We start from the raw sequence: 24,312 nt of genomic DNA, 5'->3' as shown, positions 1-24,312 counted from the left end.
GGAAAAGAGTCTCATATCTCAAATCTAATGTCTCATATCTCATCAATTTATCTTCCGAAGAAGTAATCCTTTTTATCAACACGGTTTGGATCCTCCAGCGGAAATTCTTTTCGCATCGGGAAGGCCTCCATGTCATCAACATTCAGTATACGGCGCAGGTCGGGGTGGCCGTCAAATATAACCCCAAAAAAGTCGTACGTTTCACGCTCCATCCAGTTGGCACCCTCCCAAACTGTAGTAGCTGTAGGGATATGTACGTCGCCATCTGCCAAGAATACTTTAATACGGATGCGGGTATTGGTGGTTAAACTGTGCAGGTGGTAAATAATACCTATCTGCTTTTCCTGCTCCGGATAATGTATGGCGGTAATATCTGTTAAAAATATAAACCGGAGAGCGTCGTCGGTCTTCAGAAAAGCTAACAGATCTATGATCTGCTCACGGCCGGTTTCCACGGTAAGTAAACCATAAGGTTCGCCCACAAGGGTTACCTGCTGATCAAACTTTTCAGCAATTCTTTTTAAAAGCTCTTCGTTAGGGATCTGGGCCATTATTGAATTCCGTATTTAGCTAACAATTCCTGGTACTTAGGTTCGTTTCTTCTGCGAAGCGATTCTGTTTGCACCAATTTTTGAATATTTATAAAGCCATCAATAATAGCTTCCGGGCGGGGCGGACAGCCGGGTACGTAAACGTCAACCGGTATCACTTCATCTATACCCTGCAAAACAGAGTAAGTGTCAAATATACCACCACTTGAGGCACAGGCGCCAACAGCCATTACCCAACGGGGCTCGGCCATTTGCAGATATACCTGCCTCAATACAGGAGCCATTTTTTTGGCGATAGTACCCATTACCATTAACAAATCGGCCTGGCGTGGCGAAAAGCTTAAACGCTCGGCACCAAATCTCGAAAGGTCATAATGAGAAGCCATAGTTGCCATAAATTCGATACCACAGCATGAAGTGGCAAATGGCAGGGGCCATAATGAATTTGAGCGTGCTATACCTATTACTTTATCAAGCGAGGTAGCAAAAAATCCGGCGCCTTCTACTCCAGCAGGAGCGTCAACTAATTGAATATCACTCATTGAACTATTTTAATAGAAATCCGCTATCCGGAAAAGACGGATAACGAGCGCAAATTTACAATAATAACCATGTAAAAAGTACACAATGGCTGTACAGAAGCTATATTTAGAATCGTTCTAAAGAAATGTTTCGGGTTCGCGGATCGAGGTTCGGGTAACGAGCGTCAGATCCCGAATCTCACTACCCGAACCTCGATTCATCAACCTCGAACCTGATCAATCCCAGTCTAAAGCTTTCTTCTTGATTACGTATATAAAACCTAACAAAAGTGTAGCCATGAAAATGAACATTTCTATCATACCTTTGGCGCCCATTTCTTTGAAATTTACGGCCCAGGGGTACATAAATATTACTTCCACATCAAACAGCACAAACAATATGGCTACCAGGAAATATTTAATGGATATGGGGGTACGGGCGTTGCCCACTACTTCGATACCCGATTCAAAGGGGGTTAATTTGTCCTTGGTTTTACGCTTTGGACCAATTTTATGCGTTACAAACATGGTGGTTACCACAAACCCTAAAGCCACTAACATTTGAATAATGATGGGCAAATAATTAAGCGGTGTACTATGTAATTCCATGCTGCAAATATACTAATGCAACCATAATAAAAAAGGCCTCTTTTACAAGAGGCCTTTTTTATTTTTAAGCTTCAAGTAGCAGTACAACATCACTGTACCTGCTACTATAACACTTTATTTTCCTTTACTAGCTCCGCCTTTACGAGCAAAGAAAGCAATTACTTGTTTATTGGTTGGGTCATTATCCCGGGCTTTGGTATAATTATCAGTTGCTTTGGTTAAGTCTTTCTCTTTATACTCGTAATAAGTACCTAAATATACATAAGCTTCGGCCAGATCTTTTTTGGTCCTGTCGTCTGCCGGTGTACCCTTGGCTAGTGTAAGCTCAATAAACTTTTCATAAAAAGGTTTTGCATAACCTTTAATGTTATTACGGTCAGCATCTTTATAATCATTTACATAAGCACGATATTGGTATGCAACAGCCGTATTAGGACTCTTCTGAGTAATATAGCTAAAAGCAGAATCAGCCTTAGTTAATAAAGCAGTATCCGCTTTACCAGATCTTAGTTGGCCGGTATACCCAAAGTAATAGCCTGTACCTTCTCTTAAATAATCATTAAGCGTAACGGTACGACCACCTTTTTGGATAACCTCTCTGTAAGCATCACCTGCTTGAATATATTTTTTCTGGCTATACAGCGATTTAGCGATCTCGGCATAAACCTCTGTCTGTGTTGAATCCAATGTTAGTGCTTTTCTTAAAGTATTGATACCTACAGAATCCTGACCAGCACACATTTGTAAACGGCCCAGGTATAAATAATCACGAGGAATAATACGTTTTGGCTCGGCTTTCTGGAACCAGGCATTCATAGCAGTTAAACCAGCAGCACAATCTTTGTTCTCATAGGCTGCATAAGCCAGGTAACGGTATGCCCTTGCATTGGTGTTTGCTGATTTTGAAAGATCGGCAGCTACTTGCTGCAGGGTTTTATAATCACCGGCCATCAATAAGAAGTCTCCATAGTGCATTTGCGATTCAACAGACTGATCGGTCAGGCTGATATATTTTTTATAATGATCAGCTGCCTCTTTGATCTTCGCTGATGCCATTTTAGGGTCGGTAGTTGACCAGCGGACATCTGTTTCAGCCCATTCGCGGTAAGCCGGACCATAATTAGGGTCGATAGCTAACGCATCCTGAAATTGTTTTTCAGAATCTTCAAAGTTATTGGCAAATTGCCATAAAACACCGGTAGCTACTTTTGCAGCAGGATTTTTAGGGTCTAGGGTTGATGCATCTGAGTAAGCCTGGTAAGCTTCGTTGCTCTTTAATTGTGAGCGGTACGCGTTACCTAAAGTGATTAATAAATCGGCATCTTTAGGATTTACCACTTTACCTTTTTGTAAAACGGCTATAGCGGCATTGGCATCAGCCGGGGCTACTTTTGCGCCAGGTGCAACCAATAAATAAGCCTCACCCACATATTGGTATGGTTTTGAGCTTTTACCAGCCAGTGCAATGGCCTGGTTAAAGTTGTTAGTTGCTCCGGAGTTATCTTTATCTAAACGGGCAGCAGCACCTAAACCGGCATAATTTAGTGCAGATTTAGCATTTACAGCAATACCTTTGTTAAAGGCAGCTTTTGCCGAGTCGGCATAATCTTGTTTGATGTATACCCAACCCAGGTAAAAAAAGTTTTCATCCTTATCGGCTTGTGTTACCGTAAGGTTTTTAAGCATCGATTTAGCTTTCTGATACTGTTCGGCGTCAATAGCTTTTTTGGCGTCGGCTAGACTTTGCGCAAAAACTGATGAACCTCCTAATAACAGTCCTAATGATGCCGTGGCTATTTTACTGATCATTTTCATCTTTAATTAAAATTTATTTTTAATACTAATCTCTCTCGTTGGTATAGAATCGGGCAACAGGCCTGATTTTAGTATGATACGCTGACCTACCTGGCTGCCTAAGAAATTAGCAAACCCCATAGCCAAGCCTACCTTGCTTGTACAGTTGATTATATAAAGCCCCCTGCTTAAAGGGTACTGTTTTAGGACAAGTGACTCTTGTGATGGTTTAAAATAAGTGTCCGGGTATTGTTTATTTGACTCATCCCTGACACCTACTATCTTAACTTTTTCAACATATCCCGCATAGTCCTTGTCTGGGTCATTCAACCAGCTAAAACCGGTTATGCCCAAAGCATCAGGGTGCTCGCTTACATATTTTAAAACCTCTTTATTTGATTTGAGGGCGTAAATATTTTTCTGTGTAAATCCCTTGCTTCCGCTGAAGTCCTTCAAATACCTTACCAAACTTGAATTAGGGTTATCAAAAACAATGGTTTTGTTTAAATCGCCCTGTCCGGTGAGCAGTTTTTTCAATTCGCCTACAGTAATGGTAGTATCATTAGAAGCTTTGTTTACAATAAGCGCTACAGCGTCAATTGCAAAACGCAATGTTTCAATAGCCAATGTTCTTTTTGTGAGCACGGCACGTTCGTCGGCGGTAAGCTCGCGCGACAGGATAGCCACGCGCACACTATCATTTAACAGGCTATTTACAGCCGCATTCTCTGTTTTATACAAAACATTGATTTTGGCATTGGGGTTTGAAGCAGAATAAATATACAGCTCCTGATCTAAGATTGGTGAAAAAGAAGCATCGGCCACAAAAGTTGCTGAACCTGATTTAAGGTCATTATCAGTATGAATTTTTGCCGGTTTTTGTTTACAGGCCTGCAAGCCTCCAATTAAAAACAATGCAAAAAATAAAAGTTTACCGTTAAAATTAATCTTCATACTGATCCTTCTTAAACAACCTCGAAAACCGCAGAATGGAATAAGCAATAACAAAGGCTCCAAAAAGTAAGCGCTGATATCGCGGTAACTGTAAAGGCAATTGATCCCAAAACATGATCATTAAGCCTAAAACGACAAAACAAACAAAGGTGACTGCGCCTAAAATAAACAAAAACCGCCTTTTGGGCGATTTTTGTTCTTTATTAAAATTAAGTGGCATTATTCGCTCGCTAACGTAAAGCTGATTGGAACGCTGTATTGTACACGCACCGGACGACCATTTTGTATACCTGGTTTCCATTTTGGTGAGTTTTTCAATACACGAACCGCTTCCTCATCGCAACCGCTTCCGATACCTCTTGTAACCTTAATATCGGTTAAAGAGCCATCTTTTTCAACTACGAAGGTAACAATTACACGACCTTGAGTTCCGTTTTCACGGGCAACAGCCGGGTAACGGATAGATTTACCCAAGTAAGCGCCGAATTTATCCAAACCTCCCGGGAATTCCGGAACCTGCTCTACCGAAGTAAAGATCTGGTTAGGATCGGCTTCTACTACTTGTTTAACATCGGAGTTACCTACCGGCTCATCAATTCTGATGTCGGCGTTAGGGTCACCTTTCTGATCTTTCTGACCAGGATCGGCAACAGCAAGCTCTTTTACCGTTGGCGGATCTTTCTCCTTAACCTCGTTATCAGGTTTCACAACCGGAGGCGGGAAACGTACCTGGTCAACCTTTGGTTTTGGTGGTTCAGGTGGCGGCGGAGGTGGTTTTTTGGTTTGATCCACGGGTGGTGGAGGTAACAGCACAACGTCTGTTATCTTCACTTTTTGATCAGCTTTAGGGATAAGTCCCTGAATCCTGTTGATGATAGTAGGTAAAGCAACAACAAATACAAACACAATGATAGCTATAACAAGCGCCCTTGATGTATTCTTGGAGTTATCCCTTCTCAGCTCATAAGCCCCGTAGGCCTTATTTCTGCTACTAAAAACAACGTCGATCCATTTCTGATCTAATATGTCTAATTTCGATCCAAACATCTTTTAAGATTTAATGGGTGTTAATAACGTTATTTAAATTATTTATTATCCTTGTATAAACCGTCTTTCTTGAGTAACTCAATCTCAACAGGTGAAATATCAACAATACCGTAACTGGTAATGTTGGTGATGTTCATCTCATCAAGCGCGCTAACTACATTTTTGTATGTTGATTTATCACTTGGTTTAATTACAACAAACATCGTTTTACCGGTTTTTTCCAAAACTTCCTTACTTTTATCAATAAGGGTTTTACGTAAACCATCTTTGCCATAATTATCAATGGTTGGGGCCGATTTTCCTGGTTCACCAAGATACCATTCCAACTTATCATCGCTGCCTAACAACAAAGTTAGTGAACGTGAAGCTGCAATAGCCAATTGATCTTTGGTTTTTTCATCTTTATCAGGCATAGCAAGGTCCATTGCTTTTGGCTTGGCCAATGTAGTTGTCATGATAAAGAAAGTGATCAGCAGGAAAGCGAGGTCAACCATCGCTGTTAAATCTACACGGGTGGATTGCTTTTTACTGCGAACCTTCCCGCCCTTATGTTTGCCTCCCCCGGAGGTGTCTAATTCTGCCATGATCTTTTATTTTTTAGGAGCAGTACCACCGCCGCCTAAGTTGGTTATTAAACTAAACTTGTTCACTTTTTGCTTTTGCAAAATGCCTATAACATCCTTAATAACCGGGTATTCTTCCTTGCTATCGCCTTTTATCGCAATACGCAGCTGCGTATTGTGTAATGCTACAGTAGCTTTACGGGCCTCACGGATCCAGTTAAACAATTCGTTACTTACAGAATCGCGGGGGATACCAGGTTTGTTAAGTTTTTTCTGGTCATCAGCTGATAAAGCGATAAACTGATGTATCTGAGCAAAGGGAACACCTATAGATGTAATCGTAGAAAACTTGTTTAATTCATCAGGGGTAAACGTTTGTTTATATATATCGCCCATCTGAATTAAGGTTTGCTTGCGCAGGTCTACTCCCTCCATTCCAAAAAATGCTTTCTGTGAACCTACAGAAATGGTGGCGAAGTCTGACTCCGGAATCGGCTGTTGTATCGATGATTTTGGCACATCGATAGGAACCGGGTCCTCGGTACGAACTTTCGCGGTCATGATAAAGAAAGTCAGTAGCAGGAAGGCCACGTCGCACATGGCGGTCATGTCAATCGCTGTACTCTTTCTTGGAACTTTTATCCTTGCCATATTTGATTTTTTTTTAAAATATATAGTATTAAATAATTATAACATCCACGCATTAGTCCTGATTATATAGGATATACAAATGGGGGGACGAAAGCTAATTAACCTATATATTTATTATCTGTTGGCATTTTTGTGTGATGAAGCAAATGTTTGTACAATGCTAAATCCTGCTTCGTCGATAGCGTAAGTTAACTTGTCAATTTTCGATGTAAATACGTTGTACATTACGATAGAAACAGCAGAAGTACTGATACCGAATGCAGTGTTGATCAAAGCTTCAGAAATGTGTGCAGATAGTTCGATCTGATTTGGTACACCTGATACCGCTAATGAACCGAAAGCCTTGATCATACCCACAACCGTACCTAACAGACCTGTTAATGTACCGATAGATACCAAAGTAGCGATGATAGTTAAGTTTTGCTCTAACATTGGCATTTCCAATGCAGTTGCTTCTTCAATGTCTTTCTGGATAGCCAAAGTTTTTTGGTCAACATCAAGATTTGGTTCAGCTTCCATTTCAGCGTATTTTTTCAGTGCCGATTTGATAACGTTTGCTACAGAACCTTTTTGTTTGTCGCATTCTGCAGAAGCCGCAGCGATGTTACCAGCGTTTAATAAAGCTTGGATCTTTCTAACAAAAGCATCTACACTACCTGTACCAGAAGCTTTACCAATAACTACGAAACGCTCGATAGAGAAAACGATAACCATTAATAAAAACGCCATGATAACCGGTACAATTACACCACCGCTATGAACTTGTCCAAATGGATCTGTTGGGTAACCATTTACGTCGCCGCCTTTAAAGTGGCTAGGATCGCCCAGAACGAATATGAAAATAAGTGTAGTAACAATCAGACAGATTGGAATAGTTAAGGATGCAAACAAGCCAGATGCACTTGAGCTTTCTTTGTTAACAGGAGTAGTTGGTTTTGTTGGTGCGTTTGCCATTACTTTTAAATTTTAGTTTTAGTTTTTGTTTATATTATAAGTTTGTTAAATGTGCTTTTAATTAGCGAATAACAAAAATAGAATTTTAATGAAATAAAAAAATCTTTTATGTTATTCTTTACAATTTTTTAATACCGAATTACATTTTGTGCTTAATTGGTCATTATTAACGTAACAATGCTTAAATATTGTGTGTTGCCACGACAATTATTTGCAATGAAAACCATTTTTTTTTAGATTATCAAGCCTTAACTGATAAAAATTGTGTTATTAATATGTTACAATATTGGTTTTAAAGCCATTTCATAGCGGCCGGGAGTAGTATAACGCTAAAAGTTTTTTTTTATTTTAGTGTATGTTATACGCTTAGCTATTTTTTTATCCGGCGTGTTTATGCCTTAATTATCCCCCCGCTTTTTTAGCTTTATATCCATCTGTTTGCAGCAGGGTTAAAATTTTATCCCTGAAATCGCCTTGTATCAATATTTCTCCGTCTTTTACCGAACCACCTACCCCGCATTTAGTTTTTAACTTTTTTCCAATAAGCTCCAGATCGGCATCGGTACCAACAAAATCCGTAACGCGGGTAACCAGTTTACTGCCCCCTTTACGATCAAGATAAATTTTAAGGTTTTGCTGCTGCGGAGGTAGCGTTTGTGCGGCTTGCCCTCCGTTTTCCTGGTATTGAAAATCAGGATCTGTAGAGTATACTACCCCTGTGAAATTTTTCTTAGCCATAATTTCTATCTGGTTCGTGTTACCGGGTTCGTGGTTCGTGTTGCGGATGATGGGTGTTTGCTTTTGGCTACCCGAAACGCGCAACACGAGCCACGTACCTCAAACGCCTTAATTCTTTTTATAGGTTGGGCCCACAATAACTTTTAACGAACTGGGCACTATATTAATATGTATAGCAGTCCCCATTACCTGCGGCTCGCCGTCAAGATGTATAGGGCCTTCGGTTTTGCGGGTTACATTAATTTGCTTGCCGCGTATAATTTCTACATAACTGGTACTCTCTGATGTTTTGGTCAACATCCGGATACCCATTTCCGGGAAACGCCATAATGGGAACTTCCTGATCAGGCAAACATCCAATAAACCATCCTGTACCGATGCATTGGGTGAGATATGCGCGTTGTTGCCATATTGCGATGAATTGGCAATGCTGAGCATAAATGCCTTGCGCTCATAAACTTTACCGTCAATTTCAATATGGTATTCCTGTTCATCATAAGTGGCTATCTCCTGCATAGATGATTTGATGTAGGATATAAAGCCTCGTTTTTTGCCGTGCGAAAACACCTCGCTGATATGGGCATCAAAACCCATACCCGCCATATTAAAAAATGGCTTCCCGTTTATCGTACCCGAATCAATGTTTTCTGCTTGGCCGTTTACCAGGGCTTGTATGGCCTGGTTAGGGTTCATGGGAATACCTAAAAAGCGGGCCAGGCCGTTGCCCGATCCATAAGGCACTATGCCCAGGGCCGTATCGCTTCCCACAATGGCCGATGCTATTTCATTTACGGTACCATCGCCGCCTACGGCCACAATAATATCGTACTTACCCACCGCCTCCAATGCAATGATGCGCGCGTGTGATATACCATCGCTAAAAACAATGGTTGCATCAAACACCGCCTTATCAATATTTTGATCAATAAGATCAGGTACACCGTCCTTCTTCTTCCCACCCGATATAGGGTTTATTATAAATAACGCTTTACGTTTCAATTATCTGTATTATTTCAGCCCCCAAAAGTAAATGTATTTTCGGCTTTGTGAAATTTGTTTTATTTTTGCCACCCGAAAGTGGACTGATTTAATTGCCTTGTACACATAAGGCTGGATTGCAACCACGTAAAAAAGTGCTAAAACCAACGCTTCTTTTTACCTCGATCCGTTAAAACTTACTCCTTTCGGTTTTATTAATTAATTTTTTATCAAACTTATATGCCATACTTATTTACCTCTGAATCCGTATCAGAAGGACACCCGGATAAAGTTGCAGACCAAATATCAGACGCACTGATTGACCATTTTTTGGCGTTTGACGAAAATTCAAAAGTTGCCTGTGAAACACTGGTAACTACCGGACAGGTAATTTTAGCCGGCGAGGTAAAATCAAAAGCTTATTTAGATGTACAAAAAATTGCCCGCGAAGTGATCAATAAAATTGGGTACACCAAAGGCGAGTACATGTTTGATGGTAGTTCTTGCGGCGTGCTATCGGCTATTCACGAGCAATCGCCGGATATTAACCAGGGGGTTGACCGTCAGGCTAAAGAAGAGCAAGGCGCCGGCGACCAGGGTATGATGTTTGGCTATGCCACGGTTGAAACCGACAACTATATGCCTCTGGCATTGGATATTGCCCATGCCCTATTAATTGAGCTGGCAGCTATCCGCCGCGAAAACAAGGAAATCAAATACCTGAGGCCTGATGCCAAATCGCAGGTTACTTTGGAGTATAGCGACGATAACAAGCCACAACGCATTGATGCCATTGTGATATCAACCCAGCATGATGATTTTGATGAAGAAAAAACGATGCTGGCCAAAATCAAACAGGATATCATCAGCATCCTTATTCCACGCGTTGAAGCTAAATATCCAAAATACGCCCACTTCTTTAACGATCAGATCAAATATCACATCAACCCAACTGGTAAATTTGTTATCGGCGGGCCGCATGGTGATACCGGCTTAACCGGTCGTAAAATCATTGTAGATACCTACGGCGGTAAAGGTGCACATGGTGGTGGTGCTTTTTCGGGTAAAGATCCTTCAAAGGTTGATCGTTCCGCAGCTTATGCAACCCGCCACATCGCCAAAAACCTGGTAGCTGCCGGTGTTTGTGATGAGGTACTGGTTCAGGTTTCCTACGCTATTGGCGTGGCACAACCGATGGGAATCTACGTAAACACCTATGGCACAGCCAAAGTAAAGTTGCACGACGGCGAAATAGCAAAAAAAGTAGAGGAAGTATTTAACATGACCCCATACGCTATTGAAACCCGCTTTAAACTGCGTAACCCTATATACAGTGAAACCGCCGCTTACGGTCACTTCGGCAAACCAAATGAAATAGTAACCAAAACGTTCATTGCCCATGATGGCAGCGAACTAAAACGCGAAGTAGAACTGTTTACCTGGGAAAAACTGGATTATGTTGACAAAGTAAAACAGGCTTTCGGTTTGTAAAATTTATTATACCCATATAAAATAGCGATGAGTGAATACTCATCGCTATTTTTGTTGATGCCTACCCCAGCTTAGATGTTTGTAACATCATTCACTATCTTTATGTATAAAAATAACATCGATGGGACACAAGAATGTTTGCTTAAATTGTAAAATAGCTTTCAATATGATAGCTACTGAAGTGAGAGATGCTACATGCCCTCATTGTGGAAAAGTCATGACTTACATGTCTTACAATTTTAGACCGCCCAGAAAATCAGATAATACTAAATGGGAAACAGTAAGATACCTTGTAGCTCATGGATTTATATATAATCATATTTATGAGCCTATTCCTGATAACCCTAACGGGGCCACGAGAACAGCTATCTATCCGGAAACCTTACGGGAGGCAAAAGAGTTTGTCGAAAAGCATAAGAAGATAGGTGAACGTTATCTGGAATATCAACGTCAGCTGTAATTAACAATGCCTTCCCCGCCGCAGTCGCTCGGCTCTTGCCCATAGCCGTTAACTCCCGCTACGGCGAGATTAGCGCAGCGTATCTCGTGGTTCGCATGGTTAAAGCCTCCGGCTTTTGTTCAGCTGAAAGCTGAAATCATGCTTCCCCTTTATTAATTGTAGAGACACATTACATGCTTCTCCTAACCCACGTTTTTACCATTTGATAATCCACCCTCATCTTTTCTCCCCTAACTTTGTTATCATAAAAAAGAAAAGATCATGTCACGTATATTCATAACAGGATCGGCAGATGGGTTGGGGCAGATGGCCGCCCAACTGCTGGTTAAAGCCGGGCATTCGGTAGTACTGCATGCCCGTAACGAGCAAAGAGCCAGGGAAGCTCTGGCGGCAGTACACGGCGCCGAAACTGCGGTAAGCGGCGACCTCGCCAGCATCAAAGAAACCGTTGCCCTGGCCCAAAAGGTAAATAACCTGGGTTTGTTTGATGCCGTTATCCATAACGCTGCCGTGGGCTATACCGAACCGCGGCGCATAGAAACTGTAGACGGCCTGTCGCATGTTTTCGCGGTGAACAGTCTGGCTCCTTATATATTAACTGCGCTGATCCATCAGCCCAAACGCCTGGTATACCTCAGTTCGGGTTTGCACCGAAGCGGGGATGCTTCATTGAAAGACCTTACCTGGACCGACCGCCGCTGGGACGGCTTTAGCGCCTATGCCGATTCTAAACTGCATAACGTGCTACTGGCCTTCGCCGTGGCCCGCGAATGGCTCAGCGTATTTTCAAATGCTTTGGAACCTGGCTGGGTAGCCACCAAAATGGGCGGCCCCGGCGCACCGGATAGCTTGGCCGATGCGCCCAAAACGCAGGTATGGCTGGCCATCAGTAACGAACCGCGAGCCATGGTATCGGGCGAATATTTTTATCATCTGCAGCACCGTCCTTTTTTGCCGGCAGCGGCTGACCCAGAGGTACAGGAAAAGTTTATGACCGAGTGCGCCCGCATATCGGGAGTCCAATTCCCGGCATAATGATTGTCCGTTAAAAAAATGACAATACATAAAGAAGATTTTACCATTTGGTTAAGTATTCTATCCGTTTTGTTTACGAAACTTTGCACCATATTTAAAATCCACATATACCATGAATACAACAAAAATAGGATGGATCGGTCTGGGCAATATGGGTATCCCTATGTCGCAGCAGCTGATCAACGCAGGTTATCCGGTAACCGTTTACAACCGCAGTAAAGCAAAAGAAGCATCCCTGAAAGCCATGGGTGCGGCTATAGCATTATCACCCAAAGAATTGATACAGCAAACCAATGTAGTTTTCGTCATGGTTTCCAACGATGAGGCCATCAGCGATATATTTACTGGAAAAGATGGTTTATTGAGCGCTAAAGCTAAAGGCAAGATCATCATCAACATGAGTACTGTATCTCCTGCTATCAGCAAAGAAATGGCTGCGTTGTGCCGCGAGCAAGGCAGCGACTACCTGGATGCACCCGTATCAGGCAGTGTAAAACAGGCCCAGGAGGGTACACTAGTGATCATGGTAGGTGGCGCCTCTGCTACTTATGAGCAGGCCAAACCCATATTGGAAAAACTGGGTAAGCTAACCTTGCTGGTAGGCGAAACCGGGGCGGGCAATACCGCCAAGCTGGCTATTAACACCTTGTTGAGCTTTCATGTGCAGGGGCTGGCAGAAACCGTACTATTTGCGCAGCAAAATGATATCAAAACCGAGGATATGCTTACCATTATCAATAACAGCGCACTGGGTAATGTGGTAGCCAAAATAAAAGGAGAGGCTATTTTGAACGATAATTATAAGGCAGCATTTGCACTGAAACATATTGCCAAGGACCTGCGCCTGGCCAAAGCCGAAGGCCTCAACTCACCACTGGCTAAAATAGCTTACCAAACTTTCCAGGAAGCCGAAGCCCAGCATGGCGAAGAGGATGTGATCGCTGTGATTAAACAGGTAGGAAAATAATTGAGGGGGAGGCTCATTCTGCCTTGTTTTTTCCCATATGTCATTGCGAGCGCAGCGTGGCAATCTCATCGCGTTCTGATCGATAAGAATAGCTACGAGATTGCTTCGTCGTTCCTCCTCGCAATGACATGATTCTGGTTTGTCAATCCGTCTCACATGAAGAGTGCTTTTAAAACCCAGTTTTTTTGTCATCCTGAACGTAGTGAAGGATCTATTCTGCGACATGCACTATTCAATAATAGATGCTTCGCTCCGCTCAGCATGACAGTATGTTTCCCCCTACACCTTCAACACAAACCGCAACAATCCCAAAGCCAAACTTAACAATATCAGGTATATCACATTGAGCTTAAATCGCTGCATCAAAACAAGGGTTACCCCTATCCATACTGTTGACAAAACATTCAAATGATGCCATGACAATCCACCAGGAAAAACAACATCTTTACCCAGGAACAAAGTCAGGTTCAGAATCACACCTACGACGGCAGCCGTAACCAGTTTCAATATCTGACTCACTATCTCGCTGCCATGTGATTTTTCGATTAACGGTCCACCGGCAAACACATATAAGAAGCAGGGCAAAAAGGTATAGAATATGGTAGCGAAAAGCGCTATGCTGCCCATAGCTATGGAAGCATGGAAGTGATTAAATCCCGCCATAAAACCCACAAAACCCACCACAATAATGAGCGGCCCCGGTGTAGTTTCGGCAAGGGCAAAGCCATCAACCATTTGCGATTTGGATAACCAGTTCAGTTTACCAACCGCAAACTGAGCCACGTAGGGCATCACGGTATAGGAGCCACCGATGGTGAAAAAGGCGGTTTGGGTAAAAAACAGGATCAATGTTTTCCAGAATAAAAAATCTGGACTAAACAGGTAAAAGAATGCAAGGGGCAGCAACCACAAAAGCAGGAACACCAGCAATTGCATCAACAACTGTTTGAGCTCAAATTGATTTTCGGTAACCGAAAACTTATTCACAAAATACTCCTGCTCGTTACTTGCCAGTTGCTCTTCCTGCCCGGCATCAACTTTCAACACTCGTGGAAAGATATACCTAATAAGAAGGGCCAGCAAAATAGTAGCGATGATGATGGTAAGCAAGGGTATATTAAAAAAGAAGATACAGACAAACGCTATACCTGCCACCACATAATGCAGAACGCCCTGTAGTGACTTTTGCCCAACCTTAAACAAGGCCCCTATAATAATGGCAATCACGGCCGGCTTGAGTCCGTTAAACATGGCATATATCCAGGGCAGGTTTCCGTATGATACATAAATGATACTCAATCCCAGTAAAATAAACATGGAGGGCAGCACAAACAGGGTACCGGCTGCCAGTCCGCCTTTACGGCCATGCAATTGTTTGCCTATATATATGGCCAGTTGCTGTGCCTCCGGACCGGGCAACAACATACAGATACTCAGGGCATGAAAAAAGCGGCTGTTACTGATCCACTTCTTTTTATCCACTAAAAAATCATGCATGATGGCGATGTGACCGGCTGTACCGCCAAAGCTGATCCAGCCTAATTTGAACCAAAATTTCAGGGCTTCTTTAAACTCAGGGCGCCCTGCAGATAGCTTGTCCGGCATCTTTAAAAATACGAAAAAATACGCGTCAGACCAAATAAAAAGACCCTTAATTCTTCGTTTTTATACTTATTTATGCGCTTTTTTAACCCGCTGCCTGGCTAACAAACCATCCACAGAAAATGCCCCGGCACCTGTGATAATTAACGATATTAGTCCGCCAATATATAGTAGGTTGATCTCATAACCGGGAGGACCAAACTTCGGCCCCTGGGGTGTTAAGCCGATGGTATTCACCGAGCTGAAACCAAATTTGAGTTGTACGGTGATCATGGCCACCAGCATGGTCATGATAAGCGGAATAGCCACCAGTGTAGTAAAACCCCCTGCCATCAAAGCCAATCCTCCCCCAACCTCTGTTAAGGGCACCAGCCATGATGTAAAATGAGGAAAAGGAACACCTGCCTGTGCGATCAGCTTTTCAAAGCCAGCGGGGCCACGACTCAGTTTCACCCAACCATGCACGATAAAACCAAATCCCATCACCAATCTTAAAATCAAAGGAGCGTATTGTTGATACTTTGTGTTCATGTGAGGTTAGTCTTTTTACAAAGCGATTCCTTACAATCGATTTGATTTTTTTGTATGATCAGGGAAATCGCTTTTAGATTAAGGCGCTGATAGGAGGCACCTACCGGAGCCGCTAAATGTATTGTTTTCTGGCTACAAACAGGTTACTCCTCCGGAGTCAAATAAATGCCACAAACACAACTCCGGAGGAGTAACCTGTTTATAGTAAAATACAGAAGAAATCCCGGCTCCGTAGGTGCCGCCTGTTAAACGCAGTTACCTATTCAGGCGCTAAGGAGTTTGCTTATTCCGCCGAGTTTTTCGCACATCGTATCAAAGCAACAGCCCGGTTATCTTTAGCAGATAACCGGGCTGTTTAGTTAAGACAAAACAAAAACCGACCGTTTGGTATGTAGTCAATTGTCTATTCATAAATTAATACTTTTTAAAGTTTTTAAAACACATCAAAAATTTATTGAAAATTGTTAAAATGGCGTTATATCTAATTAGACATGGCAAAAGTGATGTGTTTTTACTCTGTTTTCGACTAAAAAAATTGTTAAAATTCGAGCTTTAAAAAGTTTTGTCCTCTTAAACTTTACCAAATACCGCGATACCATTGTGCCCGCCAAAACCAAAAGTATTACTCATGGTTAAACTCACCGGGTGACTGATAGCTTCCTGCAAAACAATGTTCATACTGTCTGGTACTGCGGGGTCAAGCTCCGTAGTATTAATGGTAGGTGGTATCAAGCTGTCGCGCATGGCCAGCAAACAGATAATAGCCTCAATGGCCCCTGCCGCGCCCAGCAAATGTCCAGTCATGGATTTGGTAGCGCTGATTTGTATATTGTTCTTTTCGTTTTTGGTTAATACCTGTATCGCCTTCAGTTCGGATAGGTCGCCCACTGGTGTTGAGGTGGCATGCATGTTCACATAATCCACATCGAAAATGGAAACTCCCGCCTCTTCCAAGGCCAGCTGCATACCTTTGGCTGCGCCTAAACCTTCGGGATGGGTAGCTGTCATGTGGTAGGCATCGGCGGTCATGGCGGCGCCACGCACTTCACCATAAATATGAGCGCCACGTTTTACGGCATGTTCATATTCTTCCAGGACCAATGCACCTGCCCCTTCACCCATGATAAAACCATCGCGGTGGGTATCAAATGGACGGGAAGCACCCTGAGGATCATCATTCCGGGTCGACATGGCTTTCATCGAACTAAAGCCACCAAAGGAAGCCGGCGTAATAGGGGCCTCAGAACCGCCTGTAATGATCACTTTGGCCTTACCTAATCGGATATAATTAAAAGCATCCATAATGGCTGTATTTGAGGTAGCACAGGCTGATACGGTAGTATAGTTGATACCCATATAGCCATGACGGATAGAGATCATCCCAGAGGCCATATTGGTAATGAGCTTAGGCACAAAAAACGGACTGAACCGTGGATGACCGTCGCCCAGGGTATATTCACGCACTTGCTCTTCAAAGGTTTCCATACCGCCCTGGCCCGATCCCCAGATCACACCCACATCAAATGGGTCCATCTTATCCAGCTCGAAGCCCGAGTCTTTGATGGCCTCGTCTGATGCTACCAGTGCATATTGGGTAAAAGGATCGGTACGTTTAAGGTCGGCCCTGTCCAGGAAATTAGCAGCGTTAAAATCTTTCAGTTCGCAGGCAAACTGCGTGCGGAACAAAGTGGGGTCAAAATGGGTGATGCGTGCGGCAGCGCTTTTGCCTGCTACTACGTTTTTCCAAAAATCTTTTACTTGGTTGCCAAGCGGGGTTAGCGCCCCCAGGCCGGTTACCACTACTCGTTTTAACATGGTTTTAAACTTTAAATAAAATTTGGCAAAAGTAATTATAAAAATACCGTATGGTATATTGATAATGTAAATATATTTTTCGCCTCCCGGTTACGCGTTTTTACCAAATGGTAAGTGGATACGCTCATAACTCGCGGAACTTTGTGCTATCAAATAATTTATATCATGAACACACAAAATCAAAACAGCAAACTACAGGATAAACGAATTATATTAATGGGTGGTACATCGGGCATTGGCCTGGCTACCGCCAAAGCAGCGGCAGAAGAAGGCGCTCAAGTGATTGTGGTATCGAGCAGCCAGCAGCGGGTTGATAGTGCCCTGGTCGAGTTGCCTGAAAGTACCGCAGGCTATGCGGTTGACCTAAGCAAAGAGCAAAACATCAAAGCATTTTTTGACGGCATAGGCAGTTTTGACCACCTGGTATACACCGCGGCCGAAAATATCAGCTTAATTTATGTGAACGATCTGGAGCTGGGAAAAGCACACGACTATTTTAACCTGCGTTACTGGGGCGCATTGGCATCCATAAAATATGGAGCACCGCATATCAATCAGGGTGGTTCTATCTCCTTAATGAGCGGCATTGCGAATCCTCGTCCGGGATCGGGCTGGCTGTTAGGGGCTAGCATTTGCGGTGCTATAGAAGGTTTAACCCGTGCCATGGCTGTTGAACTGGCACCGGTGCGTGTAAACGCAGTTTCGGCAGGCGTTGTAAAAACTAATCTATGGAATAGTATACCTGAGGCCGATCGCGAGGCTTATTACAAAACAGTTGGTGAAGCACTATTGGTAAAACGCGTGGGTGAAGCCGAAGACATAGCCCAGGCATTTACCTACCTTATGAAACAACAGTTTACCACTGGCCAGATATTGATCACCGATGGAGGAACGGTGTTGGTTTAATGGATAAAGTAAAGACTTACCAAGTTTTGAAAACTTGGTAAGTCTGAATTTCATGTTGCGTCACCTATGAATTGAAATTTAGCCGATAATATTTATGCAAAAGTGGGTTTACACTTTTTTTCGATATAAATACACAATAATCTGATTATCAATAGAATAAATCAATGTTAACCATGAATTATGTAAACCATGTAAACCCACTTTGTTATATGATTTATGATACAGCCTCAATCAGCCCTGCTAACGTATATTTTTCCGGATACGACTAAGCGATTGGGGAGTGATACCTAAATAGCTAGCAATATCTTTTAAAGGCACGCGCAATGCGATATCAGGATTTTGCTCCACAAATAGCCGATACTGCTCTTCGGCTGCTTCGCCAAGGTAACGGTTACGAACATTTACCTTGTGTATCAGGTGTTGCTGATTAACATGATCAATCACCTCGCGCAGGTAAGGTAGTTGCGTATACAAAGCCACTAGTCTGGTTTTGGTTATCACCATGATCTCGGCATCGCAACAAGCCTGAATTGCTGTTGGGGTGATGCTGCCTTCATTAAAACTTTGCAAAATGGTACACAGATGGTTTTCGGGATAAAAAAAATGAGTGATATCCACACCCCGTTCATTATGGGTTGCTATGCGTACTACACCCTTGCAAACAAAATACATTTCGGAGCAAACGCGGTGCCCTTTAAACGGGTACTCACCCTCTTTAAAACTTTTAAGTTGAAAGGCTTCCAGGATTAGGAGTGCATCTTCATCAGAAATGTATCTGAACTGTTGAAAATAACTGATAAGCGGATTGGGCATACGTTTTTGAGAACTAATGGTCAGGCAAATATATCAAAGCTTTGGAGTTCCTTCTCCTCACCGTTAATGATGATGGAAAGCCGATGTTTCCCGGGATAAAAAGTACGGGTAGTGATGAGCTTAAAGGATTGCTTTCTTTTAACCACTGCCCTTTCGCCGGGCAGATAAAGCCGCTCACTTATCTTGAATACCTTTTTGCTCAGCTGCCCATTCGCTTTATTATAATACACACCATATTCCAACCTTACGGTTTGTTTTTCGGCATGATCGTTGGTTACCGTAAAAGTAAATTCCAGGCTGTCCCCTATCTTAACTTCGGGTGTCAGGATTTGGAAATCAGTCATGGTGATACTTTTACTCTCCAACCCGTAATGTTGCAGTATTTCGGCATGGCCGCTTTTTAAAAGGGTGCGACTGGCATGTTTTATTATAGCATCAGTTTCTTTACTAACCCCATGCCACTGGCGAACAATGGCTATCATTACCTCCGGGTGATCTTTGGAGATATCGTTCAGGTTATTGGCTACACTTTTACGCACCCATTCAGAGGGATCGTTCTTTAAGTTTTCTAAAACGGCCAGCACTTGTGTGGGATCTTTTTTCAATGCAGGTATGGCCAGCCCCCAGGGCAGTCGTGGTCTGCTGCCCTCACTTGCAAAACGGCGTACTTTATAATTTTCATGTACCGACCATAGTTGCATTTGCTTCATTATCTTTTCGGTATATTTTAGTAAAAAAGGTCGCACCGCAAACTCACAGCTTACAAACTGGGTGATAAATTCCAGAGCCTTTACAGCAACCTCATAATCATCAAGGCCATAAACCTCTATATAATCGGGCAAGAACATCATAGCCAGGCTGTCCTCGCCAAAATGTTCGACACGCAAACGAGTGATGATCTTTTTCACCACTTCTGTAGCAGTTGTAAAATTAGCCGGCATAAACTCATGCAGTACGATGGAGTTATGCCGCATCCGTTCTTTTAAAGCCTTGTTCTCATACCCATCCATAAAAATAAGCGACAGGAAACGCTTTTTATCAAAATCAGGAAGCACATGGGTAAGTACTTCTGTAAAGCGGCCATAAAACGCCGGCGAATAAATATCTTTTAACAAGCTGCTCATTGGTGGTATTTAACCTCTAAGGTATTAATTACCCGTTGGTTTTACCACTCCCCATCCCAACGGGTTGGATAGCATATAATACTTATCACTCTATAATAATACATGTTTAAACGAATAATATCACAACACTTTCATAATTAGTAGAAACCAACCCTTCCATAGGGTACCTAATATTAATTAATTTTCTCCTTTATTAAGAAACACAAAATCAGAAAATCAATTATTTCCTGTTGATAAAAAACCATAAAGTGTAAAGAAATGAAGTTAGATATCTTATTCTATTTTCATACGATCCAAAATTATCCATAAATGAGGCCTATAGCAGAATTTATGATTAACTTACTGTAAATCAATCCATGATATAATTTATTTTCATATATTAATTTAATAAAATCATCTTATAATGCACATACAATCCTCTTGCTTAAAACATAATTAAACCATTAATTAATGTTATTTTAACACTTATCAACATTATATTAACTAAAAGCAGCTCTTTTTATACTGAAAAGGGGCTTTATAGGTAGCATTTACTTTTCCCGGGCTATTAAAGTTAAATGTAATACTTAAAAAGCTATGAATATTATTCAAGGAACATCAGCCCAGGTTGGCTAGCTAAAAGCGCAAATCCGCTTAAAATCGATGGACACTAATGGCAATCAAAATAACAAAAGGAGCAATGACTCGTATTTTCATTGCTCCTTATCTGATCAGTTAGACGCTCAAGGCGTTAAATCTTATTCGTAAAATTTAGGCGCTATTGCCATGGTTAACAGCTCTGTTTTATGCTTATCCAATAACTTTTTCCACCAGAACTGAAATTTACGCGGATATACCACCCGATCTTTAAAATCAGCCTTGTGAAGATCTTCCATAGCCAATAATTTATACATTACTTTACGTGAATGATCAACAACCGCGTGTGATCGTTCGGTATATCCCAATATGCGGTTTATTTCCCGGTTGGTTTTTCCTATCAGTATATATTCAAATATCTGCAAATGCAAGGTTGAAAATCCTTTGGTTTTGAGTAACGGCCTGCTTACTGATAATCTATCCTCCTTAATCATAAACCCCTTTGTTAAAATCTTTACACTATTTTATTCACTCTCTAATCGACCTCAAATTATACGCGGCAAGCAGGTTCCCATAGCCAACTCTTATTTACAAGGATTACTTCCAGGTGCGTTCGGGTCTTTTAACACTTTAAACTCGGTACGTCTGTTTAACTGGCGACCAGCAGGGTTATCTTTTCCGTTAGGAAGCGAGTTTGGTGCCACTGGCTTTCTTTTACCATAGCCTTTAGCGTATATACGTGTCGACTCGATACCTTTTGATATGATATACGTAACGCACGATTGAGCCCTGGCCTGTGACAGCTTATCGTTATACTTGTTTGAACCTATAGAGTCGGTATGCGCGCTTAATTCAACCTTTATGGTTGGGTTATCCTTCAATACAATTACCAGTGTATCCAAAACAAGCATTGAGGCAGGTCTTAGTGTGGCTTTGTTAAAGTCGTATAATACATTCTTTATAACAATAGGCTTATCCGGCGTAAAGGCCTGCAAACAGATGTCGGGACTGTACAAGGTATCATTACGCATGGTGCCCGAAGCCGGTGCCGGAATATTTTTAGCAAAATAGCAGCCTTTCTCCAATCGGAGGCTATGCGGGCGTTTATCGGTTACATCAAATGCATACCGCCCTGTTTTATTAACCACCATTTGCTTAATGGTATCTTTTGACAGCGAATCGATAAAACTCACTTTAACGCCCTCTAACGGTTTATGAGTATCGCAATCAGTAACAATACCCGATAACACATATTTTTTACTTACTGCCGAGAAAATAGCCAGACAGCAATCTGATTCACGATCAGAGCTGATATAAAACTTGGTGGCATCATCATGATCGGGCAGGAAATACAAGTCGTCTTTGGCTGAGTTAATAGGATAGCCCAGGTTCTTGGGTTCACTCCACTTATCCAGTGTGCTTTGGCTTTCGAAAAAGTCAAAACCGCCCAGACCTATAAATCCTTTTGAGCTATATACTAATCTTTTGTTGGGCAGATCATAGTAAGGAGCCTCTTCATCAAACGCAGTATTGATCACGCTGCCCAGGTTGGTTGAGTTTACAGCATCACCATTAAAATTAAGGTAAGCTACCCAGATATCGTCGCCACCCTGGCCACCTGGTTTATTAGAAGAAAAGAACATACGCAAACCATCGGAAGTAACAAATGGCTGTATGGAGTTAAACCCATCCACGTTTACATTGCTATTCATTTTCTTTGGTGCCGACCATTCATTATCCACTTTATCGCAGTAATAAATAGCGTGTATGGTTTTACTACCTTCTTTATACCAGCGAGTAAAATACATTCTCTTCCCATTTTCGTTAAAAGAAGGAGTTCCGTATTCTAATTCCTTTTTACTTTCCGGATCTTTGAAACTGATCGCCGTAGGTAAACCAGGCTTTGATTTATCAAGTTGATATACACGGTTCAGGTGCTTTTTCTCATCTTTAGCAAACCTCGATGAAGTAAAATAGTTATTACCATCACGTTGCACCAAAGAGTAATCGGACCCATCGGATGAGTAAGGGTCTTTCAGCTTAGCTATCTCCACCAATAATGGATATTGATATTGATCTTTGGCAAAATGACAGTTTTTGATTTCTTTGGTGGCAATATCCTTGTACTTGCTTTCGCCATTGTAATTGGCCTTAAATTGTTCCAGTTGTTTTATGGCATCATCAAAGTGCTGAGTGGCTCTTAAACACACGCCATACCAAAGACGGGCCAATGGGTATTCCTTTTCATAATTGGCACTGATCACTTTATAATACCAGCCTTCGGCCTCTACATAATTTTCATACAAACGGTATGACTCGGCTAACTGATAGGATATATAGGCCTGATCACCCTGTTTTGTAGGTTTTTTGCTGGTTTTTTCACCAGCATGATAAGGAATAGCCTGCAGCAAGGTAAGACTCAAACCCTCGGCAGCTCTTTTATAATAGAAAGCAGCCTCATAGTAATCCTTATTGCTAAATGCCTTGTCGCCATAAACTCTTGGATTGTCTTTACTATATTGGGCATTAACCCCTTTAAACACAAGCAGTATAAGTAAAGTAAAAATTATTTTCTTCATGTTGATAAAGTTTAAAGCCTTGGGCAAATTGCTTCCGGTTCCTGGATACGTTTGCGAAATACATAACTTACTGATAACTCAATACCTCCGTTGCCAGATGTGGCCCGGGTAAGCGATGATGTATTGAAATCATAACTTGCGCCTATGATGAGGCTGTTAACATGGTATCCAATGTTAGCAATAGCCGCATCCTTAAAACGATACATACCGCCCAATATTAAACCTTTATCATCCTGTAGTTTTAATTCTGAATAAGCGCCTACGGCTTTCTCTTCGGCTTTTTGTTGCCTGATATAAATAGCATGCGGGATAACATCAAAATAATCTGAAGCCTTTATGCGTACACCTGCATGTATGGTATAACGGATAGGCAATTTAAGACTGGTACCATCAACAGCAAACGGATCTTTTGAGCGTGCAAGGTGCGATACACTCACACCACCAAAAAGGTTGGCGTTATGCAGGGGATCACCGTCATAATAGAAAACACCGGCACCTGCATCAAAGATGGTAGCATTTGTATTTAAAAAGTTTTCATTACTGGGTAATGTTGGGTCAAAACCGCTGTTTGGATTAAACTGGCTACCAAATTGGGCTTTGTTAGGGTCGAAACTGCGGTTAATGATACCCGCCTGTACACCAAAGCTCACTTTTTTATAACCATCGTTTGATACCGCTATGGCGTAACCAAAAGATCCGTAAGCGGCAAAATAGTTATATCCCACATCGCCTGCTGCCTGGTTGATCACATTAAAACCTACTCCCACTTTATCAGTTGGCCTGAAATCAACAGACAAGGCACCCGTTTGATACGCATTGTTGATAGTTGCGTATTGATTTTTAAAATTCGCATTGACACGCACATCACCATTGATCACACCGGTTAAGGCTGGGTTCAGGTACAGGGGATAGGCGTAATACTGCGAAAAATGCGGATCGATCTGCGCCTTTAATTGACTTATTGCTCCAATCTGAAGCAGTATTGCCATGATAACTATAACTCTTTTTTTCATAGTAGTTTTATTAATTGTGATGCGGTCATGAAGTACGGTA

At 42.0% G+C, this 24,312-nt stretch carries 24 protein-coding genes; 5 read left to right on the top strand and 19 right to left on the bottom strand.

The window, feature by feature from the left end:
* Positions 1–47: 47 nt before the first annotated feature.
* From BW976_RS20195 to BW976_RS20140, 11 genes are all read right to left on the bottom strand, one after another.
* A complete protein-coding gene (locus BW976_RS20195; protein ID WP_076375852.1) occupies positions 48–551 on the bottom strand; it encodes an NADH-quinone oxidoreductase subunit C in 504 nt (167 codons plus the stop codon).
* Positions 551–1,093 (bottom strand): NADH-quinone oxidoreductase subunit B, encoded by a 543-nt coding sequence (locus tag BW976_RS20190; RefSeq protein WP_076375850.1) that lies wholly within the window; start codon positions 1,091–1,093, stop codon positions 551–553. Before BW976_RS20190 ends, BW976_RS20195 begins: the two co-directional genes overlap by 1 nt.
* A gap of 216 nt (positions 1,094–1,309) precedes the next feature.
* Positions 1,310–1,681 (bottom strand): NADH-quinone oxidoreductase subunit A, encoded by a 372-nt coding sequence (locus BW976_RS20185; RefSeq protein WP_076375848.1) that lies wholly within the window; start codon positions 1,679–1,681, stop codon positions 1,310–1,312.
* Positions 1,682–1,795: 114 nt separating this feature from the next.
* A complete protein-coding gene (locus BW976_RS20180) occupies positions 1,796–3,496 on the bottom strand; it encodes a tetratricopeptide repeat protein (protein WP_076375846.1) in 1,701 nt (566 codons plus the stop codon).
* 6 nt (positions 3,497–3,502) lie between these two features.
* The gene (locus BW976_RS20175; RefSeq protein ID WP_076375844.1) at positions 3,503–4,429 is read right to left on the bottom strand and encodes a PstS family phosphate ABC transporter substrate-binding protein; all 927 of its coding nucleotides are present in this window, start codon (positions 4,427–4,429) and stop codon (positions 3,503–3,505) included.
* Positions 4,430–4,648: 219 nt separating this feature from the next.
* A complete protein-coding gene (locus BW976_RS20165; RefSeq protein ID WP_076375840.1) occupies positions 4,649–5,476 on the bottom strand; it encodes an energy transducer TonB in 828 nt (275 codons plus the stop codon).
* A 38-nt stretch (positions 5,477–5,514) separates the two neighbouring features.
* Complete coding sequence (locus tag BW976_RS20160; RefSeq protein ID WP_076375838.1) at positions 5,515–6,060, bottom strand: ExbD/TolR family protein; 546 nt, start codon at positions 6,058–6,060, stop codon at positions 5,515–5,517.
* Between the two features lie 6 nt (positions 6,061–6,066).
* Positions 6,067–6,690 (bottom strand): ExbD/TolR family protein, encoded by a 624-nt coding sequence (locus BW976_RS20155; RefSeq protein WP_076375836.1) that lies wholly within the window; start codon positions 6,688–6,690, stop codon positions 6,067–6,069.
* Positions 6,691–6,804: 114 nt separating this feature from the next.
* Entirely contained in the window at positions 6,805–7,644 is an 840-nt protein-coding gene (locus BW976_RS20150) for a MotA/TolQ/ExbB proton channel family protein (protein WP_076375834.1), read from the bottom strand.
* Between the two features lie 402 nt (positions 7,645–8,046).
* Entirely contained in the window at positions 8,047–8,382 is a 336-nt protein-coding gene (locus BW976_RS20145) for a translation initiation factor (RefSeq protein WP_076376077.1), read from the bottom strand.
* A gap of 108 nt (positions 8,383–8,490) precedes the next feature.
* Complete coding sequence (locus BW976_RS20140; RefSeq protein WP_076375832.1) at positions 8,491–9,381, bottom strand: diacylglycerol/lipid kinase family protein; 891 nt, start codon at positions 9,379–9,381, stop codon at positions 8,491–8,493.
* Positions 9,382–9,600: 219 nt separating this feature from the next.
* Between BW976_RS20140 and metK the strand changes: the two genes are divergently transcribed.
* The 4 genes from metK to BW976_RS20120 all read left to right on the top strand — a co-directional run bounded on the left by metK (position 9,601) and on the right by BW976_RS20120 (position 13,313).
* The gene (metK, locus tag BW976_RS20135; protein WP_076375830.1) at positions 9,601–10,851 is read left to right on the top strand and encodes a methionine adenosyltransferase; all 1,251 of its coding nucleotides are present in this window, start codon (positions 9,601–9,603) and stop codon (positions 10,849–10,851) included.
* Between the two features lie 166 nt (positions 10,852–11,017).
* Positions 11,018–11,311 (top strand): hypothetical protein, encoded by a 294-nt coding sequence (locus BW976_RS20130; RefSeq protein ID WP_076375828.1) that lies wholly within the window; start codon positions 11,018–11,020, stop codon positions 11,309–11,311.
* Between the two features lie 261 nt (positions 11,312–11,572).
* Positions 11,573–12,346 (top strand): SDR family NAD(P)-dependent oxidoreductase, encoded by a 774-nt coding sequence (locus tag BW976_RS20125; protein ID WP_076375826.1) that lies wholly within the window; start codon positions 11,573–11,575, stop codon positions 12,344–12,346.
* 112 nt (positions 12,347–12,458) lie between these two features.
* Entirely contained in the window at positions 12,459–13,313 is an 855-nt protein-coding gene (locus BW976_RS20120; protein WP_076375824.1) for an NAD(P)-dependent oxidoreductase, read from the top strand.
* A gap of 279 nt (positions 13,314–13,592) precedes the next feature.
* Here BW976_RS20120 and chrA read toward each other — a convergent pair whose 3' ends face one another.
* From chrA to fabF, 3 genes are all read right to left on the bottom strand, one after another.
* A complete protein-coding gene (chrA, locus tag BW976_RS20115) occupies positions 13,593–14,918 on the bottom strand; it encodes a chromate efflux transporter (protein WP_076375822.1) in 1,326 nt (441 codons plus the stop codon).
* Between the two features lie 66 nt (positions 14,919–14,984).
* Entirely contained in the window at positions 14,985–15,446 is a 462-nt protein-coding gene (locus BW976_RS20110; protein WP_076375820.1) for a DoxX family protein, read from the bottom strand.
* 570 nt (positions 15,447–16,016) lie between these two features.
* On the bottom strand, positions 16,017–17,261 hold the full coding sequence (gene fabF / locus BW976_RS20105) for a beta-ketoacyl-ACP synthase II (RefSeq protein ID WP_076375818.1): 1,245 nt from the start codon (positions 17,259–17,261) through the stop codon (positions 16,017–16,019).
* Positions 17,262–17,426: 165 nt separating this feature from the next.
* On the opposite strand from fabF, the gene BW976_RS20100 reads away from it, so the two are divergent.
* Positions 17,427–18,167, top strand: a complete 741-nt coding sequence (locus BW976_RS20100; protein WP_076375816.1) for an SDR family oxidoreductase — start codon at positions 17,427–17,429, stop codon at positions 18,165–18,167.
* A 240-nt stretch (positions 18,168–18,407) separates the two neighbouring features.
* Here BW976_RS20100 and BW976_RS20095 read toward each other — a convergent pair whose 3' ends face one another.
* The 5 genes from BW976_RS20095 to BW976_RS20075 form a co-directional block, all read right to left on the bottom strand.
* On the bottom strand, positions 18,408–18,980 hold the full coding sequence (locus BW976_RS20095; RefSeq protein ID WP_076375814.1) for a Crp/Fnr family transcriptional regulator: 573 nt from the start codon (positions 18,978–18,980) through the stop codon (positions 18,408–18,410).
* A 20-nt stretch (positions 18,981–19,000) separates the two neighbouring features.
* Positions 19,001–20,104, bottom strand: a complete 1,104-nt coding sequence (locus BW976_RS20090) for a DNA alkylation repair protein (protein WP_076375812.1) — start codon at positions 20,102–20,104, stop codon at positions 19,001–19,003.
* Between the two features lie 737 nt (positions 20,105–20,841).
* Complete coding sequence (locus BW976_RS20085; protein ID WP_076375810.1) at positions 20,842–21,174, bottom strand: helix-turn-helix domain-containing protein; 333 nt, start codon at positions 21,172–21,174, stop codon at positions 20,842–20,844.
* A 90-nt stretch (positions 21,175–21,264) separates the two neighbouring features.
* On the bottom strand, positions 21,265–23,259 hold the full coding sequence (locus BW976_RS20080) for an OmpA family protein (RefSeq protein ID WP_076375808.1): 1,995 nt from the start codon (positions 23,257–23,259) through the stop codon (positions 21,265–21,267).
* An 11-nt stretch (positions 23,260–23,270) separates the two neighbouring features.
* Positions 23,271–24,272, bottom strand: a complete 1,002-nt coding sequence (locus BW976_RS20075) for a PorP/SprF family type IX secretion system membrane protein (RefSeq protein ID WP_076375806.1) — start codon at positions 24,270–24,272, stop codon at positions 23,271–23,273.
* Positions 24,273–24,312: the final 40 nt, after the last annotated feature.

It is taken from the genome of Mucilaginibacter lappiensis, assembly GCF_900155965.1.
GTDB lineage: Bacteria > Bacteroidota > Bacteroidia > Sphingobacteriales > Sphingobacteriaceae > Mucilaginibacter > Mucilaginibacter lappiensis.
This window is presented reverse-complemented; position numbering and strand designations above follow the sequence as displayed.

Bases quoted from the DNA above. Each gene is read 5' to 3' on its own strand.
- BW976_RS20120 (WP_076375824.1), top strand. From the start codon at position 12,459: ATGAATACAACAAAAATAGGATGGATCGGTCTGGGCAATATGGGTATC.
- BW976_RS20180 (WP_076375846.1), bottom strand. From the start codon at position 3,496: ATGAAAATGATCAGTAAAATAGCCACGGCATCATTAGGACTGTTATTA.
- fabF (WP_076375818.1), bottom strand. From the start codon at position 17,261: ATGTTAAAACGAGTAGTGGTAACCGGCCTGGGGGCGCTAACCCCGCTT.
- BW976_RS20085 (WP_076375810.1), bottom strand. From the start codon at position 21,174: ATGATTAAGGAGGATAGATTATCAGTAAGCAGGCCGTTACTCAAAACC.
- BW976_RS20110 (WP_076375820.1), bottom strand. From the start codon at position 15,446: ATGAACACAAAGTATCAACAATACGCTCCTTTGATTTTAAGATTGGTG.
- BW976_RS20155 (WP_076375836.1), bottom strand. From the start codon at position 6,690: ATGGCAAGGATAAAAGTTCCAAGAAAGAGTACAGCGATTGACATGACC.
- BW976_RS20175 (WP_076375844.1), bottom strand. From the start codon at position 4,429: ATGAAGATTAATTTTAACGGTAAACTTTTATTTTTTGCATTGTTTTTA.
- BW976_RS20145 (WP_076376077.1), bottom strand. From the start codon at position 8,382: ATGGCTAAGAAAAATTTCACAGGGGTAGTATACTCTACAGATCCTGAT.
- BW976_RS20100 (WP_076375816.1), top strand. From the start codon at position 17,427: ATGAACACACAAAATCAAAACAGCAAACTACAGGATAAACGAATTATA.
- BW976_RS20190 (WP_076375850.1), bottom strand. From the start codon at position 1,093: ATGAGTGATATTCAATTAGTTGACGCTCCTGCTGGAGTAGAAGGCGCC.
- BW976_RS20090 (WP_076375812.1), bottom strand. From the start codon at position 20,104: ATGAGCAGCTTGTTAAAAGATATTTATTCGCCGGCGTTTTATGGCCGC.
- BW976_RS20185 (WP_076375848.1), bottom strand. From the start codon at position 1,681: ATGGAATTACATAGTACACCGCTTAATTATTTGCCCATCATTATTCAA.
- BW976_RS20125 (WP_076375826.1), top strand. From the start codon at position 11,573: ATGTCACGTATATTCATAACAGGATCGGCAGATGGGTTGGGGCAGATG.
- BW976_RS20130 (WP_076375828.1), top strand. From the start codon at position 11,018: ATGATAGCTACTGAAGTGAGAGATGCTACATGCCCTCATTGTGGAAAA.
- chrA (WP_076375822.1), bottom strand. From the start codon at position 14,918: ATGCCGGACAAGCTATCTGCAGGGCGCCCTGAGTTTAAAGAAGCCCTG.
- BW976_RS20080 (WP_076375808.1), bottom strand. From the start codon at position 23,259: ATGAAGAAAATAATTTTTACTTTACTTATACTGCTTGTGTTTAAAGGG.
- BW976_RS20165 (WP_076375840.1), bottom strand. From the start codon at position 5,476: ATGTTTGGATCGAAATTAGACATATTAGATCAGAAATGGATCGACGTT.
- BW976_RS20075 (WP_076375806.1), bottom strand. From the start codon at position 24,272: ATGAAAAAAAGAGTTATAGTTATCATGGCAATACTGCTTCAGATTGGA.
- metK (WP_076375830.1), top strand. From the start codon at position 9,601: ATGCCATACTTATTTACCTCTGAATCCGTATCAGAAGGACACCCGGAT.
- BW976_RS20160 (WP_076375838.1), bottom strand. From the start codon at position 6,060: ATGGCAGAATTAGACACCTCCGGGGGAGGCAAACATAAGGGCGGGAAG.
- BW976_RS20150 (WP_076375834.1), bottom strand. From the start codon at position 7,644: ATGGCAAACGCACCAACAAAACCAACTACTCCTGTTAACAAAGAAAGC.
- BW976_RS20095 (WP_076375814.1), bottom strand. From the start codon at position 18,980: ATGCCCAATCCGCTTATCAGTTATTTTCAACAGTTCAGATACATTTCT.
- BW976_RS20195 (WP_076375852.1), bottom strand. From the start codon at position 551: ATGGCCCAGATCCCTAACGAAGAGCTTTTAAAAAGAATTGCTGAAAAG.